The sequence below is a fragment of the Novosphingobium sp. TH158 genome, from assembly GCF_002855555.1.
Lineage (GTDB): Bacteria > Pseudomonadota > Alphaproteobacteria > Sphingomonadales > Sphingomonadaceae > Novosphingobium.
The window spans coordinates 1,284,412-1,299,641 of the sequence record NZ_PKRT01000001.1; the positions used below are offsets into that span (position 1 = coordinate 1,284,412).

Consider the following 15,230-nt stretch of genomic DNA (forward strand, 5'->3'; position numbering starts at 1 on the left):
GCCTGAATAACCGTGTTTGTCACCCGAAACGTTCGCGCTTCATCGCCCGGGCATAGACCTGGCGATAGGCGGCAACCATCGTTCCCTCGTCATATTCGGCGCGTGCCCGCACCTGGTTGGCGGCACCGACATGGCGGCGCAGCACGGGATCGGCCGCCAGCTTTTCCAGCGCAAGGGCAAGTTCTGCCTCGCTGCCCGGGGAAACGATGAAGGGGCGGTTTTCGGCAGCGACCATCGCGGCGACATCTCCCACGCCCGGCGATGCTACGGGCAGGCCAGCCGCCATGGCTTCCACCACCGAAATCGGGAACTGCTCGCTTTGAGATGACAGCGCGAAGATATCGAACAGGCCGATCACCTTGGCCGGATCGGCGATGAACCCCGGCAGGTGCACGCGGTGGCCGACATCCAGCGCAATCGCCTGCTGGATGATCGCCTCGCGCTCGGGCCCCTCACCCAGGATAACCAGCTGCCAGTTGTCCGGCAGGGTGGAAAAGGCGCGGACCAGCAGGGGCAGGTCCTTCACCGGGCGCAGCCCCGCAACCGTGCCGATCCAGAGATCGTCCTCGTGCTTGATTACCCGCGGCAAGGCATCGCGGCGCGGCTTGCGGCCATAGGCGGCAGTCTGGATGCCATTGGCGATGCGGTGGACCTTGGCGCGCGGCTGGGCCCAGGTGTTCAGCGCGATTTCCTCCAGCCGCCGCGAAGGAACGACAAGCGCCTCGGCATGGACCAGCGCCACCCGGCGATACCAGTTGCGCGTGGTCTTCAGCTTCACCGCCTCGTCATGGTTGAACCCGTCTTCGTGGTGGACCAGCGGCGGCAGGCCCATGCGCGGGCCGAGCAGCGTATGCGCCATCACCGCGTCCATCGCGCCCCAGTTATAGGTGAGCACAAGGTCGTAGCCCAGCAAGGCGCGGGCGATGCGTTCGAGCCGGCGCGGCAGCGGCTTGCCCTGCAACGACGGGAAATCGCGCGGATAGCGCACCTTCATGTGCGGCGAGATCGCCTCGTGCGCGTCCAGCGCATCGGGGATGGCGGAGACGATATCGTGCTCGATGCCCTTGCCGAAGGCGTTGATCAGCTTGGCGCAGCGCAGCTCCTTGCCGCCGGCGTGAAAGCTGGAATGCAGGTGGAGAACGCGCACGCCGCTGGCTCAGGCAAGCTTGGCCAGCAGGCGTTCGATCGCAGCGACCGCTTCCGGTTCGTCAAGCGTCGGGGCATGGCCGACGCGCGGGACGGTAACCAGCTCCACATCCGGCCCACGCTCGCCCATCTTGCGGAACGTGGCTTCGGAAAACAGGTCGGATATCTCGCCGCGCAGCACCAGCACGGGCCGCTGCGCGAGGGCATCGAAGCCGGGCCAGAGATCAGGCTGGCTGGTGAAGTCCATGCCGATGAAGGGTTCGGCGATCTTCATGTCGTAATCGAAGACGATGCGCCCGTTGCTCGACAGCGTCATCGTGCGCTTGGCCATGACCAGCCATTGCTCGATGGTCCAGTCAGGGAAGGATGCGCCGTGCACCTCTTCCAGCGCGCGGGCCGCGTGCATCCAGGTGGGAAAGGTCCGCCCCTGGCCAAGGTAGTCCTTGATCTTCTCGATGCCCTTCATTTCCAGTTCGGGGCCGACATCGTTCATCACGCAGGCCGCCACGCGATCGGCCATGGTAAAGCCCATCAGCAAGGTCATCAGCCCGCCCATCGACGTGCCGATGGAAACGAAGCGGTCGATCTTCAGCTCTTCCAGCAGCAGCACGACATCGCGGACGTACTGGACGGGGGAATAGCTGTCCGATTCCTTCGCATAGCCGCTGTCGCCCCGCCCGCGCATGTCGGGGCAGATCACGCGCCAGCCGGCGGCGGAGAGCCGCGGGGCCAGCCCGTCGAAGTCACGCGCATTGCGCGTCAGCCCGTGCAGGCAGAACACCGGCGGGCGATCGTCCCTGCCCGGATAGTCGCGATAATGCAGCCTGAGCCCGTCCTGGCTCGTCCAATAGCGGTCTTCGAACTGGCTCACGTAAACCCCTGAACAACTGCGCGCCGCTTGCGCGGGGCCACTCTTGCCCCCACTATCGCGTGATGCGCGCCGAACCGCAACCCAGTGAGTACAGGCCAGAACCTGCAATTGCCCCCCTTGCCCCATGGCTTGCCGACCCGGTGCGCCCGGCGGACTTCCCCGAAACCCGGCTGCGTTTCCGCAACGATCGCTGGGCCGCGGCAGTGGGGCTGGAGACGCTCGACGATGCCGCGTGGATCAGGCACTTCGGCCGTTTCGATCCACTGCCGGGCAACCTGCCTGAGCCGCTGGCGCTGCGCTATCACGGGCACCAGTTCCGCCATTACAACCCCGATATCGGCGATGGCAGAGGTTTCCTTTTCGCCCAGATGCGCGATGGCGCTGGCCGCCTGCTGGACCTGGGAACCAAGGGTTCCGGCCAAACCCCGTGGAGCCGCGACGGCGATGGGCGGCTGACGCTGAAGGGCGCCGTGCGCGAAATCCTCGCCACAGAAATGCTCGAGGCGCTGGGGGTCAACACCTCCAAGACATTCTCCGTCATCGAGACGGGCGAGTCCCTGTGGCGGGGAGACGAACCCTCGCCCACCCGCTCGGCCGTGCTGGTTCGGTTGAGCCATGGCCACGTCCGCATCGGCACCTTCCAGCGGCTGATGGTGCTGGAAGAGCGGGACAACCTTGAGACACTTGTAAATTATTGTCTCGACACCTTTCCCGGCCCACCCCCTCCACACGATGCTCCCGGGGCTGACGAACCGGCGGTGCAGCTGATGCATCAGGTGGTCGAGCGGCTGGCAGAACTGGCCGCGACATGGATGGTCGCCGGCTTTGTCCACGGGGTGCTCAACACCGATAACATGAACATCTCGGGCGAGAGTTTCGACTATGGCCCGTGGCGCTGGCTGCCGCGCTGGGACCCGGGCTTCACCGCCGCCTATTTCGACCATTCGGGGCTCTATGCCTTCGGTCGCCAGCCCGAGGCACTGCTGTGGAATTGCAGCCAGATGGCCGTGGCCCTGCGTCCCTTGGCCGAAGCCAAGCCCTTGATTTTCGCGCTCGATCGCTTTGGTCCGCTTTACGAGGAGGCACTGGCCCGGCAGTTCTGCTGGCGGCTGGGCATCGTACACCCTGGCGCGGAGCGGGCACGCAATCTGGTCAGCGCGGCGGAGCGCCACATGCGCGAGACCGGCCAGGGACCGGACGCCTTTTTCTTCGCCCATCGCGGCGGCCGCAACCGGCCTGACGGAGAGCTGGGAGAGATGCTTCAGGCCCTCACACCCGCCGCCGGTGCGCTTGACCATCCGCTGTGGTCCGCACCCGCTGCGCCGGACCTGGTGATCGAGGAAGTCGAGCGTATCTGGAGCGAGATCGCCGACAAGGACGATTGGCAAGCGCTTGCCGACAAGATATCGGCAATACGCAGCTTGGGAGCGGCACTTGGCGGACCCGGAAATTGACCCTTTGGCAAGACAATCGGCGTAGCTGCCTGCAAAAGACAGGAACCCTGCACAGTCCATGAGCAAGGAAATCATCTCCTACGAACCGGCAACCGGCGAAGAGCTGTGGCGGGGCAAACGCAGCGATGTCGACGCGACCGTCGCGCGTGCGCGCCGCGCATGGCCGGCCTGGGCAGCCCAGCCGCTTGCCACCCGCATGGAACTGATGCGCCGCTTCGCCAACGAGGTGCGCAAGGAAAGCGACAAGTTCGCCGAGCTGATCTCGCGCGAGACCGGCAAGCCGCTGTGGGAGGCCCGGTCAGAGGTCGAAACGGTTGTCGGCAAGGTGGAAATCTCGATCCGCGCCTATGCCGAGCGCACTTCGCAGCGCAAGCTGGACAACGCGTTGCAGGGCACCATGGCCGTGCGCCACAAGCCGCATGGAGTGATGGCCGTGCTTGGGCCGTTCAACTTCCCGGCTCACCTGCCCAATGGCCACATCGTGCCGGCCCTGATCGCGGGCAACGTGGTGGTGTTCAAGCCCAGCGAAAAGACCCCCGCGGTCGGTGAATTCCTTTGCCAGTGCTTCCACCGCGCCGGGATCTCCGCCGCGGTCGTCCAGCTGCTCGTCGGCGGACCGGAAGAAGGGCAGGAACTCGTCGCGCATGAAGGCATCGATGGCGTGCTGTTCACCGGCTCCGCCCATGCCGGCATCGCGATCAACCGCAAGCTCGCCACCCGTCCCGACAAGATCGTCGCGCTGGAAATGGGCGGCAACAACCCGATCGTCGTCTGGGATACCCCCAAGATTTCCGATGCCGCGGTCCTGGTTGTGCAAAGCGCCTTCACCTCTGCCGGCCAGCGGTGCAGCGCCGGGCGGAGGATGATCGTCAAGGGCTCGCTCTATGATGCCATGATCGACGAGGTGAAGCGCCTGGCTGATCGCATCATCGTTGGCGGACCGTTCGAAAACCCCGCCCCGTTCATGGGGCCGGTGATCGACAATGCCGCGGCTGACGGGCTGACCGAAAGCTTCGTCTACCTGCTGTCCAACGGCGGCAAGCCGATCAAGCACATGGTGCGGATCGATCCCAACCTGCCTTTCCTCTCGCCGGCAATCATCGACACCACGGCGATGAAGGAACGCCCCGATGTCGAACTGTTCGGCCCGATGCTGCAGGTGATCCGCGTCGACGATTTCGACGAGGCGATTGCCGAGGCGAACAACACACGCTTCGGCCTTTCCGCATCGCTGATCGGCGGCAGCCCGCAGGAATACAACCGCTTCTGGGCCAACGTTCGCGCCGGTATCATCAACTGGAACCGGCCGACCAATGGTGCCAGCTCGGCCGCGCCGTTCGGCGGTGTGGGCCTTTCGGGCAACCATCGCCCGGCAGCGTTCTATGCGGCGGACTATTGCGCCTATCCGGTCACCAGCACCGAGATGGAACAGCCGCGCGCGACCATCGGCGTGGGCCTGCGCGACGCCTGATCGCGGTCAGCCGCCGCTGGTCAGCAGGTCAACCGCTGTTGAACCCTCCGGCCCCGGCCGCACGAAGATAGAAAAGGCAGTGCCGCCCTTGCGGCCATGAATGGCGTGGGCATCGCCCTCGGCGTGGTGCTGCGGATTGAACCCGGCCCTAGTTGCGCGGGCCCAGTAGAAATCGATGACATCGTTCACTGCCACGCCGGTGCGGAAGCTGATGCCTCGCAGGCGGCAACCCTGCGCGTCCGAACCCAGCGCATCCTGGACATGGCCGCGCGGATAGACGGCGAAGGGCTCGGGAAGCCGACTGGCCCAGACTGCCGACCAGCCCAGCCCGTCTTCACAGGCGCTGCGCCCGAAGGCCCGGCGCAGCGAAAGCAGCAGCGTGGCGCCAGCCTCGGCCTTGTCGTCGCTGCTTGCCGCAGGAGCGGGCGAAAGCGAGCCTCCGGCCAGCCGCGCCGCTTCCAGCTTCGCCGCAGCCACGGATTCGCTGTTGAACAGCCCTGCCGGCACCAGGGCAGAGGCGACCCCTGTGCCGGAAAGTGCGCGGCCGGCGCCGTTCAGTTCGGCAAGGTCCGGCTCCGTCAGCAAGGGCCCGGCGAGCGCCGCGCTGATCGCGGGATCGACCGGCTTCTGCGCAGCGTCATCTCCCGACGAACAGGCGGCCAGCGCCAGCGACGCGGCAACGACGGCGGGGAAACGGCGGGCAGGCATGGCCCGCGCTTATCGGCGAACAAGGTTAAGATAAACGAAAGCGCCCCCGGGGACTGAGGCCGGGGGCGCTTCGGAAAGGGGCAGTTCGCGCTTAGCGGCAGCGGCTGCCCGAACGGTCGATCTCGCGGCCAAGCAAGGCACCGGCACCGGCACCAAGGATGGCACCCAGCGTGCGGTCTCCGCGGCGACCGGCAATTTCGTTGCCGAGTACGCCGCCCACCACGCCGCCGATCAGCAGGCCGGTGGTGCCGTTGTTGCGGCGGCAGTAATAGCGGCCGTCATCGCCGCGCCAGACGCGGGTGTTGCGATAGACCGGCTCGCCATAGCCGCGGCCATAGTAGCCGTCGTTGCCATAGCCGTAGTTGCCGTAGCGTCCGTCGTTGTTCCAGCCGCGGCGGCGGTCGTGGTTCCAGCCGTCGCTCTGCTGCGACCAGCCAGGACGGCCATATTCGCCTTCGTGGGCCTGGGCCGGAATAGCGGTGGCGAGGAGCCCCGGGGCAACCAGCGCCAGGGCGGCGTTCTTGAGGTTCATGGTCATCGAGGCACTCCTTCAGCGATCTTTCAGCCGACTCGGGCATCGGCTACATGTTCAGCTATAAGCCTCCGAAGCTGAACAGGCGGCAACCGGTTAGTCAGCTTGCAATTTTGCGACGAACCGAGCGACAGCCGGGGGTGGATCGTGGCTTGCCCGCGCAATTGCCCCCGGCTAGGCGCGGCGGCATGAAGGCCGCACACACATGACGGGCGCACAACACCGGCAGGGTGGCCTGCCGCTGGCACTGGGCGCCTACCTGATATGGGGCCTGTTGCCGCTGTACCTGCGGCTGGTGCACCATGTGCCGCCGTTCGAATTCGTCGGCTGGCGAGTGGTATTCACCCTGCCGTTCTGCATGATCGCGGTAACCCTCGCGCGCCAGTGGCCGGCGATCCGGCAGGCACTGGGCAACCGGCGGACCGTTCTGACCTTGCTGGCCAGTTCGCTGCTGATCGGCGGCAACTGGCTGATCTATATCGCGGCGATCCAGTCTGGCCATGTCTTCGCGACGAGCCTCGGCTATTACATCAACCCGCTGATCAACGTGCTGCTGGGCACGGTATTCCTGGGCGAGCGGCTGAACCGCCGCCAGTGGCTCGCTGTCGCCCTTGCCGGGGCCGGGGTCGCGCTTCTGGCCTTCGGTGCAGTCGAAATGCTGTGGATCAGCCTGTCGCTGGCGCTCAGCTTTGGGGGCTACGGGCTGGTCCGCAAGGTCGCCCCTGTCGAATCGCTCCCCGGCCTGACGATCGAGAGCGCCGTGCTGCTGCTGCCCGCCCTGGCCATCATCGGCTACTATGGCCAGGGGCCGCAGGGAACGGCGATAGGTGAAGGCATGGTGCCCGACCTGCTGGTTGCACTTTCCGGCGTGCTGACAGCCGTTCCCCTGCTGCTGTTCGCAGCGGCGGCGCGGCGGATGGACTATTCCACGCTGGGCTTCGTCCAGTTCCTTTCGCCCAGCATCGTCTTCCTGCTTGGCCTGTTCGTGTTCCACGAACCGCTGCGTACCGTGCAGCTTGGCAGCTTCCTGCTGATCTGGGCGGCCATCGGCCTGTTCGTGGCCGATCTGCTGGCGCGGCGCAGGACTAGCCGGCAAATCGCCAGCTGAGGCTTTCCCCGGCGTGGAACGGCACGATCTGCGTGCCGTTGGCATCGATCTGGTCCGGCACTGCAACGGCAACCTTTTCCAGCGTCACCTTCGCCTCGTTCACCGGCAGGCCGTAGAACGCCGGGCCGTTAAGCGAGGCGAATGCCTCGAACCGGTCAAGCGCGCCTTCTTCCTCGAACACGGCGACATAGCTTTCCAGCGCAAAGGGCGCGTTGAAGATCCCGGCGCAGCCGCAGGCGGATTCCTTTGCCCCCACGGCATGGGGGGCGCTGTCCGTTCCCAGGAAGAACTTGGCGCTGCCAGAAGTTGCCGCTGCGCGCAGGGCCAGCCGGTGCTTTTCCCGCTTGGCGACGGGCAGGCAGAACATGTGCGGGCGGATGCCGCCCACCAGCATGGCATTGCGGTTGATATGGAGATGCTGCGGGGTAATCGTCGCCGCGACATTCGGCCCGCTGCCCTCGACGAAGCGGACGGCTTCCTCGGTGGTCACGTGTTCGAACACGACCTTCAGTTCAGGCAGTTCGCGCACCAGCGGCGCCAGTGTGCGTTCGATGAACACGGCCTCGCGGTCGAAGATGTCGACGTGGGCATCGGTCACCTCGCCATGGACCAGCAGCGGCATGCCAATTGCGGCCATGCGTTCCAGCACGGCGCGGATGTTGGCGACATCGGTGACGCCATGGGCCGATCCGGTGGTGGCGTGGGCGGGATAGAGCTTTGCCGCCACGAAAACGCCCTCGGCGAAGCCGCGCGCCACCTCGTCCGGGTCGGTCGCGTCCGTGAGGTAAAGGGTCATCAGCGGCGTGAAGTCCATGCCCGCAGGCAGCGCCGCTTCGATGCGCTGGCGATAGGCGGCAACCCCGGCGCAATCGGTCATCGGCGGGGACAGGTTGGGCATGACGATCGCCCGGGCAAACTGCCGCGCGGTATGCGGCAGCACGCCCTGCAGGACGGCGCCATCGCGCAGGTGGACGTGCCAGTCATCGGGGCGGCGGATGGTGAGTTGCTGCGTCATGGCTTCCCCTTAGTCACCTCGCACCCTATCTGTCACCCATGACTGCAACGCTTCTGGCAACCCGCGCCGTGATCCGCCTTTCGGGCGAAGACTGCCGGGGCTTTCTTCAGGGACTTGTCACCAGCGACGTCGGCGGCGCGCTGCCCGTCTGGGCGGCCCTGCTGACCCCGCAGGGCAAGGTGCTTTTCGATTTTCTCATCTGGGCAGACGGCGATGACCTGCTGCTCGATTGCGAGGCCGATCAGGCAGAGGCGCTGGCGAAACGGCTCTCGCTTTATCGCCTGCGCCGCCCGATCACCATTGCGCGGGACCCGGCCCAGGCGGTGCACTGGCGCGCCGACGGCGCCGGGAACGATCCGCGCCTGCCCGCACTGGGAACCCGCTGGATCGGCCCGCCCGAAGGCGAGGCGGCCGATGCGCAGTGGCTTGCCCACCGCCTGTCCCTCGGCGTTTGCGAAGGCCGTGCCGAACTGGCCGACCTGCTCTGGCTGGAATGCAACGCGGCTGAACTGAACGGCGTCTCGTTCACCAAGGGCTGCTATGTCGGGCAGGAAAACACCGCGCGGATGAACTGGCGGCAGAAGGTCAACCGCCGCCTGGTGGTCGTGCCCATTGAAGAAAGCGATCCGGCGCGCCGGCGGGTGGCCTACCCGGACCTTGGCCTGGCCGTCGATCACCGGCGCGTGGACGACATATCCGCCGCCGGTCTGCCGCAGTGGCTTGCAGAGGCCTGAGCCGCTAGCCCTTGGCCGGCACGATCCCGGCACGTTCGGCGGCTTCCACCAGCATCTTTTCCGCCTGGTCGCGCGCGGCAGAGGCCGGCAGGCCAAGCGATGCGCTCAGCGCCTCGCCCATCAGGGCATCGCCCAGCGCCATCAGCACCAGCGTCAGCGTCACCTCGTGCATCGGTTCCACGTCATGGCCGTGAACCTCGTCGATCATGTCGTGGATCGCCTCGACAATCGGGTCGAGCGCGTCCTCGTTGCCGGAAAGCAGCATCCAGCTGGCCAGTGCGCCCCCGCCTTCCCGGCCGAATGCATCGAAGGTCAGGTCCACCACGCGGCGCAGGCTGCCCACGCCGGTGCGGGTGGCGATCACCGCTTCGCCGATCGTGGCGCAGATCGTACCGGCAAGATGCTCGGCCAGCGCCTTCTGCAGGCCCGATGCCGAGCCGAAGTGATGCAGCAGGTTGGCATGGGTGCGGCCGATCCGCGCGGCCACGGCCTTCAGCGTCACGGCTTGCGGCCCTGCCTCGATCAGCAGCGATCGCGCGGCCTCCATCGCGGCGGTGCGGCTTTCTTCCTGGGTGAGTCTGCGCCTTATTGACATTATTGTAAGTTAGCCTATGTTCGCGACACCATGAACGCCCGATCGACCATCGAGGTAGAATCCTCCCCCGCTTCAGGCAAGGCCGCTCCCCTTGGTCACGACATCGTCGTGCGCGACATGCGCTTCAATCGCAAGGGCAAACCCCGGCGCTGGTGGCTGGGCGGCGATCCGGTGGCCACGGCATGGCACAATGCCCTGTCCGCAACCTTCCCGCGCGGCGAGGCATTCTTCATCGAATCGGTGCGCGCCTTCCGCGATGGCGCACCGGCCCCGCTGGCAGAGGAAATCCGCAAGTTCATCCAGCAGGAGGTGAACCACAGCCGCGAACACCTGGCGTTCAATCGCGCGGCGGTGGATGCCGGTTACGATCTTTCGCGCATCGATGCCCACGTTACCGAGATGCTCGATCTCGCCAAGGGGCGGCCGCCGATCGTCAACCTTGCGGCGACCATGGCGCTGGAGCATTTCACCGCGATCCTGGCCCACCTGCTGCTGACCAATCCGCAGATCCTCAAGGGCGCGGAGCCGGAGGTCGCCGCGATGTGGCGCTGGCACGCCGTGGAAGAGATCGAACACAAGGCCGTTGCCTTCGACACCTTCCTCAACGCCACGAAGGGCTGGCCGCGCCGCCGGCGCTGGCTGCTCAAGAGCATCAGCATGCTGTCCATCACCCGCCGCTTCGTCTCGCACCGCATCGACGATACGGTGGACCTGCTCGCGCAGGACGGCATCACCGGCTGGAAGGCGCGGCTGCGCGTCTGGTGGTACGTGTTCGGAGCGCCGGGATACCTGCGCAGGGTATTCCCGGCATGGCTCGCCTATTTCCTGCCCGGCTTCCACCCGTGGAAGCACGACGACCGCCACCTGATCCCCGCCGCCGAAGCGGAACTGGGGGCCTTTGCCTGAACGATCAGGCGGCTCGCCTTACCGGCAGGTCATCGTCGCAATCGCAGGGCTCGCCCAGCGCGATCTTGAGGATCGCGGCAGGAGCCACCTGACCACGGGCCAGGCTATAGCGCTCTTCGACCCGACCGGTCGGGCAGAAGCCGGCCTTGCGAAGTACGCGGCCCGAAGCGGGATTGTCGATGAAATGGGCTGCCGAAAGCTGCCGGTGGCCGATCGCCCGGGAAAGGCTGAGCATGGCGCGAACGGCCTCGGTGGCAAAGCCCCTGCCCCAGTGCTCGCGCCCGATCCAGCAGTCCAGCTCCGCCGCATCGTAGCCGGGGGTCAGGCCGATGCAGCCGACCAGCCGCACACCCTGCGCGTCGGGAAGGGTAATCAGGAAATGCGGGTGATTGCCATCCTGCCGAAGGGCGGCAAAGTGCTGTGCCGCCTCTTGCGTATAAGGCCAGGGAACGCGGCTGAGGTTGCGCACCACCGCCTCGTCCGAGATCTGGGCAAAGATCTCGCTCCAGTCTTCCGGCCAGGCTGGCCGCAGAAACAGCCTTTCACTGCGCATGAACATTCGAACTCTCCAACTCGGGCCCCGCAAGACCGGTCTAGCCGGCCCGCATGACAGCGCCATTACGCTTGCGTCGGACAACCGCCGGAATGCGGCACAAGGTCCGATGCGTGCTGAGGGAGAGACGAAAAAAGGGAGACGGGTTGCCCCTCTCCCTCTTTTCCTGCCGGCATCGCGATGCACCGGCTGGGGGCTATCCCGTCAAGGACAGCCCTTTATCGACTGTCCGGTTATTCGGCGGCCTGCGCCATGTCGACCGAGACGTATTTGCGGCCGAGCTTGCCATCGTGGAATCGCACGCGGCCTTCGGTCAGGGCAAACAGGGTATGGTCCTTGCCCATGCCCACGTTCGCGCCCGGGTACACCTTGGTACCACGCTGACGGATGATGATGTTGCCGCCGATCACTTCCTGACCGCCGAACTTCTTCACGCCAAGGCGGCGACCGGCTGAGTCGCGACCGTTACGCGAGGAGCCGCCTGCTTTCTTATGTGCCATGGTCTTCTACTCCGGAAATCTTATTCGGCTTCGGCGGCGGCTTCGGCCTTGGGCGCAGCCTTCTTGGCAGCAGCCTTCTTGGCGGGAGCATCCGCACCGACGGCGGTGATGCGCAGCAGGGTCATCTGCTGGCGGTGGCCGTTCTTGCGACGATAGTTGTGACGACGGCGCTTCTTGAACACCACCACCTTTTCGCTCTTGGCCTGCGCGATGATCTCGGCCGAAACCACGACGCCCTTGGCATCCTTGATTTCGCCGCCGTCGCCGGCCAGCAGGACGTCGCCCAGGGTGATGGTCTCACCGGCTTCACCGGCCAGCTTTTCGACTGCGATCTTGTCTCCGGCGGCAACCCGATACTGCTTGCCACCCGTGCGCACGACTGCGAACATGATACCTGCTTCCAATTCTGTCTGTCTTTTCCACCCCGGTCCACCGGCTTCGTCGAATCGAAGCCCGCGCATCCGGCGCGCCGAATCTCCCTGAATTGAGCCAGGGGGGTCCGCAAGAAGCAGCGCCCCTAGTCCAACCGCCCCTGCCTGTCAACGCCGGAAGCGGGACTTTCGCTTGGGGCATCGAGGCGGTATGGCAAGGCATGGCCAAGCCCAACCTGCCCGTCGCCGCCGCTGCACTCAGCGCCTGCCTGCTGCTTTCCGCCTGCGGCGATACGGCAGGCTATCCCTCGCTGGCCCGCCGTCCGGCAGAACGCATTACCGATGCTCCGCCGCCCCCGCCTGCTCCGGCCGCCACTCCGCAGCCGCTCGATCCGGCGGTAGCGGCGCGGCTCGGCGCGCTTGTCGAACAGGCGCGCAAGGCGCACGCCGGCTTCATCGCCACCCGTCCGAAGGCAGACCGGCTTTCCGCCGCCGCCAAGGGTGCGGCCGTTGCCAGCGAAGCCTGGGTCGTGGCGAGCGTTGCCTTGGCGGAACTCGAATCGCGCCGCAGCGAGGCAATGGTCGCGCTGGCAGAGCTTGATTCGCTCTATGCCCGGAATCGAGTGGACGGCGGCGATGGACTCGCCATCGCCGCCGCCCGCGACCAGGTCACCGCATGGGTCGCCGATGAGGATGCGGCGCTGGCCGAACTGAGAGGTCGCCTGCGCGACTGATCGGTTGATTGCAGGGATAGATTGGAGCACCGCGCCGATCCTTGACCAAGGTCAAAGGCCCTCAGCCCCAGCGTGAAAGATCCTGCCGGTCTTCCTCGCGCGGTTCGATCCAGCGCCAGGTGCCTGCCACCTTCTCGCGCTTCCAGAACCAGGCGCAGCTTTTCAGGTGATCCATGGCAAAATCGGCTGCGGCGAAGGCATCGCGGCGGTGGCGCGCGGCTGCGGCAACCAGCACGATGGGATCGCCCGGCGCCATTTCGCCCGAGCGGTGAATCATCAGCAGCCCATCAAGCGCCCAGCGCGACAGGGCCTGCGCGGCAAGGTCTTCCATGCCCGGCAGGGTGAGCGGTTCGTAATGGGATAGCTCCAGCGCCTCGACGCCGCCTCCGTGCCGCACCTGCCCAAGGAAACTGACCACGCCGCCAGCCTCCGGATGCGCTGCGGTAAAGCGCGCCAGCTCCGACTGGGGGTCGAATGGCCGAAGCAGCAGGCGAACGTCCGTCGCCATTTCAGCCGCCGCTTACCGGGGGCAGGAATGCCAGTTCATCGCCGGCATCGACGACCACTTCGCCCCGCGGAACAAGCCTGCCGTTCAGCGCCAGCTTCACCCGCGCATCGCCGAGCGGTTCGGCAAGCGGGGCAGGCAGGCCGATCAGCAGGTCCTCCAGCGATGTGGGGCCTGACAGGGCAAGATCGAGCGTGCCCGTGCCGACAAGGTCCGCCAGCTTGCCCAGGAATACCAGCCGCACCATCGCCCGGACTACCCCCCGGTCGTCGACATGTGCCGCGCCAGCGCCGGTGCGCCGCCGGGTGCATCGATACGGAAATGGTGGCGTTCAGGCTTGATCCGCATGGCCATGTCCAGTGCCGCATCCAATGCAGCCTCCGGATCGGCGGAGCGCAGCGCGGCGCGCAGGTCCACCCGCTCGCCGCCGCCAAGGCAGGGATAGAGCTGGCCCGTTGCCGTTACCCGGATGCGGTTGCAGCCCTCGCAGAAATTGTTGGTCAGCGGGGTAATCAGTCCGAGCCTGCCGCCCGTTTCCGCCACGTCGAAATAGCGCGCCGGCCCGCCCGTGCGGTGATCGCTGGGGGTGAGTGTGAAGTCGCCTTCCAGCTTCGAGCGGACCTCGGAGAGCGGCAGGTAATGATCGAAGCGATCCTCCTCCACCTCGCCCAGCGGCATGACTTCGATCAGGGTCAGGTCCATGCCCTTGCCGTGCGCCCATTCGACCAGCGCGGGGATCTCGTCCTCGTTGATGCCTTTCAGGGCCACGGTGTTGAGCTTGACCCTGAGCCCCGCCGCCTGCGCCGCCGCGATGCCTTCCAGCACCTGCGGCAGCAGGTCGCGCCGGGCAAGGCGGGCGAAGCTATCGCGATCCAGCGTGTCGAGCGAAATGTTGATCCGCCGCACACCGGCCGCGGCAATATCGTCTGCATGGGCGGCGAGCTGGGTGGCGTTGGTGGTGAGCGTCAGCTCTTCGAGCCCGTCGCCCAGCTTGCGGCCCAGCGCGCGGACCAGCTCGATCATGTCGCGCCGCACCAGCGGCTCGCCGCCAGTCAGCCGGATCTTGGTGATGCCGCGGTCAATGAAGCCGAGCGCCATGCGGTGCAGTTCTTCGAGGCTGAGCACCTCTGCCTTGGGCAGGAAGCTCATCCGTTCGGGCATGCAATAGCCGCAACGCAGGTCGCAACGATCGGTAACCGACAGGCGGAGGTACGTGATCCGCCGGGCAAACTGGTCAAGAAGGGGGCGGCTGGTGCTCACGCCGCTATTCTATCACCTTGCCTGCCCCGGCGCTATCCAGCGCAAGGTATTGCCCGGTCACGCCATCTGCCGCTGCGAGGTAGGCCAGCGCGGCTTCGATCGCCGATTCGTCATCGCTGGCAATCGCATTGATTCGCCGCGGCGCCAGTTCGCGCGCCAGCGACTGCACGGCGGCGCGGCGCCAGGCGGTGTGGGTATGGTCTGCGGGAGCAAACAGGAAGGTCACAACCGGATCGGCCATGCTGCGAAGGCGCGGCAGCTCGGCTGCATGAAAAGCGCTTGCCGCATCGAGCGCCCCGTCCGGCAAAGGCCCGATGCGCACCAGCATGTCAGCGACGCTCTCGCGTCAGCGTCATGCCGATGTCCTCGCCATTCTCGCTGATCGCCAGCTTGACGATCTTCACCGTCACCGCCTCCACCCGGTCATCCTGCAGCAGCAGGGTTTCGCAGATGTGATCGGCCACGGCCTCGATCAGCTTGAAGTGCACGCCCTGCGGCAGCGCCTCGGTCGCAGCGGCCTTCAGGTCCATGTAGTTCTTGCTGGCCGAAAGCGGGGTATCGGGTTCGAAGCGCGCAGGCACCTTCATGCGCACCTGGATGGTGATGCGCAGGGGCTGCGGGCGGCCGGTTTCCTCAGAATAGATGCCGGTCAGGACATCGTGTTCAAGGTTGGCGACTTCAAGGATGAGGCTGTCTGCCATGCGCGGCGCGATGGCATGGCCGCCCCCGCCTGTCCAGTCCGCGTATTCACGGCACAAATCCGGCCC

20 protein-coding genes are annotated in these 15,230 nt (G+C 66.3%); 6 read left to right on the forward strand and 14 right to left on the reverse strand.

Annotation, left to right across the window (positions count from 1 at the left end; all coding sequences use genetic code 11):
- Window positions 1-19 precede the first annotated feature (19 nt).
- A complete protein-coding gene (locus C0V78_RS06400; protein WP_101796962.1) occupies window positions 20-1,147 on the reverse strand; it encodes a glycosyltransferase in 1,128 nt (375 codons plus the stop codon).
- 9 nt (window positions 1,148-1,156) lie between these two features.
- Complete coding sequence (locus tag C0V78_RS06405; protein WP_101796963.1) at window positions 1,157-2,017, reverse strand: alpha/beta fold hydrolase; 861 nt, start codon at window positions 2,015-2,017, stop codon at window positions 1,157-1,159.
- 62 nt (window positions 2,018-2,079) lie between these two features.
- Between C0V78_RS06405 and C0V78_RS06410 the strand changes: the two genes are divergently transcribed.
- The gene (locus C0V78_RS06410; protein WP_101796964.1) at window positions 2,080-3,471 is read left to right on the forward strand and encodes a protein adenylyltransferase SelO family protein; all 1,392 of its coding nucleotides are present in this window, start codon (window positions 2,080-2,082) and stop codon (window positions 3,469-3,471) included.
- Window positions 3,472-3,529: 58 nt separating this feature from the next.
- Window positions 3,530-4,942 (forward strand): succinylglutamate-semialdehyde dehydrogenase, encoded by a 1,413-nt coding sequence (astD, locus tag C0V78_RS06415; protein ID WP_101796965.1) that lies wholly within the window; start codon window positions 3,530-3,532, stop codon window positions 4,940-4,942.
- A gap of 6 nt (window positions 4,943-4,948) precedes the next feature.
- Here the strand turns inward: astD and C0V78_RS06420 are convergent, their stop codons facing one another.
- Together C0V78_RS06420 and C0V78_RS06425 are read right to left on the reverse strand one after the other, a co-directional pair.
- Complete coding sequence (locus C0V78_RS06420; RefSeq protein WP_101796966.1) at window positions 4,949-5,650, reverse strand: hypothetical protein; 702 nt, start codon at window positions 5,648-5,650, stop codon at window positions 4,949-4,951.
- A 91-nt stretch (window positions 5,651-5,741) separates the two neighbouring features.
- The gene (locus C0V78_RS06425) at window positions 5,742-6,188 is read right to left on the reverse strand and encodes a glycine zipper 2TM domain-containing protein (protein WP_101796967.1); all 447 of its coding nucleotides are present in this window, start codon (window positions 6,186-6,188) and stop codon (window positions 5,742-5,744) included.
- A gap of 199 nt (window positions 6,189-6,387) precedes the next feature.
- Here C0V78_RS06425 and rarD point away from each other — a divergent pair, with 199 nt between their 5' ends.
- Complete coding sequence (gene rarD / locus C0V78_RS06430; RefSeq protein WP_101796968.1) at window positions 6,388-7,290, forward strand: EamA family transporter RarD; 903 nt, start codon at window positions 6,388-6,390, stop codon at window positions 7,288-7,290.
- On the opposite strand, the gene pyrC is transcribed toward rarD, so the two are convergent.
- Window positions 7,268-8,305: a dihydroorotase gene (gene pyrC / locus C0V78_RS06435; protein WP_101796969.1), complete on the reverse strand. Its 1,038-nt coding sequence runs from the start codon at window positions 8,303-8,305 to the stop codon at window positions 7,268-7,270. The genes rarD and pyrC overlap by 23 nt on opposite strands.
- 38 nt (window positions 8,306-8,343) lie before the next feature.
- Here pyrC and C0V78_RS06440 point away from each other — a divergent pair, with 38 nt between their 5' ends.
- Window positions 8,344-9,039, forward strand: a complete 696-nt coding sequence (locus tag C0V78_RS06440) for a folate-binding protein YgfZ (protein WP_101796970.1) — start codon at window positions 8,344-8,346, stop codon at window positions 9,037-9,039.
- Window positions 9,040-9,043: 4 nt separating this feature from the next.
- Here the strand turns inward: C0V78_RS06440 and C0V78_RS06445 are convergent, their stop codons facing one another.
- Complete coding sequence (locus C0V78_RS06445; protein WP_101796971.1) at window positions 9,044-9,634, reverse strand: TetR/AcrR family transcriptional regulator; 591 nt, start codon at window positions 9,632-9,634, stop codon at window positions 9,044-9,046.
- 30 nt (window positions 9,635-9,664) lie between these two features.
- On the opposite strand from C0V78_RS06445, the gene C0V78_RS06450 reads away from it, so the two are divergent.
- Window positions 9,665-10,540 carry a metal-dependent hydrolase gene (locus C0V78_RS06450; protein WP_101796972.1) on the forward strand — a complete coding sequence of 292 codons (876 nt, stop codon included), beginning with the start codon at window positions 9,665-9,667 and terminating at the stop codon, window positions 10,538-10,540.
- 4 nt (window positions 10,541-10,544) lie between these two features.
- On the opposite strand, the gene C0V78_RS06455 is transcribed toward C0V78_RS06450, so the two are convergent.
- The 3 genes from C0V78_RS06455 to rplU all read right to left on the reverse strand — a co-directional run bounded on the left by C0V78_RS06455 (window position 10,545) and on the right by rplU (window position 11,982).
- Window positions 10,545-11,093, reverse strand: a complete 549-nt coding sequence (locus tag C0V78_RS06455) for a GNAT family N-acetyltransferase (protein WP_254049839.1) — start codon at window positions 11,091-11,093, stop codon at window positions 10,545-10,547.
- Between the two features lie 233 nt (window positions 11,094-11,326).
- Window positions 11,327-11,593: a 50S ribosomal protein L27 gene (rpmA, locus tag C0V78_RS06460; protein ID WP_101796974.1), complete on the reverse strand. Its 267-nt coding sequence runs from the start codon at window positions 11,591-11,593 to the stop codon at window positions 11,327-11,329.
- A 20-nt stretch (window positions 11,594-11,613) separates the two neighbouring features.
- Window positions 11,614-11,982: a 50S ribosomal protein L21 gene (rplU, locus tag C0V78_RS06465; protein WP_101796975.1), complete on the reverse strand. Its 369-nt coding sequence runs from the start codon at window positions 11,980-11,982 to the stop codon at window positions 11,614-11,616.
- A 203-nt stretch (window positions 11,983-12,185) separates the two neighbouring features.
- On the opposite strand from rplU, the gene C0V78_RS06470 reads away from it, so the two are divergent.
- Window positions 12,186-12,698 (forward strand): hypothetical protein, encoded by a 513-nt coding sequence (locus tag C0V78_RS06470; RefSeq protein ID WP_101796976.1) that lies wholly within the window; start codon window positions 12,186-12,188, stop codon window positions 12,696-12,698.
- A 61-nt stretch (window positions 12,699-12,759) separates the two neighbouring features.
- Here the strand turns inward: C0V78_RS06470 and C0V78_RS06475 are convergent, their stop codons facing one another.
- Genes C0V78_RS06475 through C0V78_RS06495 form a run of 5 tightly spaced genes read right to left on the reverse strand, consistent with a single transcriptional unit; the run spans window position 12,760 to window position 15,164 of the window.
- Window positions 12,760-13,206, reverse strand: a complete 447-nt coding sequence (locus tag C0V78_RS06475; protein ID WP_101796977.1) for a molybdenum cofactor biosynthesis protein MoaE — start codon at window positions 13,204-13,206, stop codon at window positions 12,760-12,762.
- Between the two features lies 1 nt (window position 13,207).
- Window positions 13,208-13,450: a MoaD/ThiS family protein gene (locus C0V78_RS06480; protein ID WP_101796978.1), complete on the reverse strand. Its 243-nt coding sequence runs from the start codon at window positions 13,448-13,450 to the stop codon at window positions 13,208-13,210.
- An 8-nt stretch (window positions 13,451-13,458) separates the two neighbouring features.
- On the reverse strand, window positions 13,459-14,463 hold the full coding sequence (gene moaA / locus C0V78_RS06485) for a GTP 3',8-cyclase MoaA (protein ID WP_101796979.1): 1,005 nt from the start codon (window positions 14,461-14,463) through the stop codon (window positions 13,459-13,461).
- A gap of 4 nt (window positions 14,464-14,467) precedes the next feature.
- Window positions 14,468-14,791, reverse strand: coding sequence for a Rossmann fold domain-containing protein (locus C0V78_RS06490; protein ID WP_101796980.1), 324 nt, complete (start codon window positions 14,789-14,791; stop codon window positions 14,468-14,470).
- Window position 14,792: 1 nt separating this feature from the next.
- Window positions 14,793-15,164, reverse strand: a complete 372-nt coding sequence (locus tag C0V78_RS06495; RefSeq protein ID WP_101796981.1) for a dihydroneopterin aldolase — start codon at window positions 15,162-15,164, stop codon at window positions 14,793-14,795.
- Window positions 15,165-15,230: the final 66 nt, after the last annotated feature.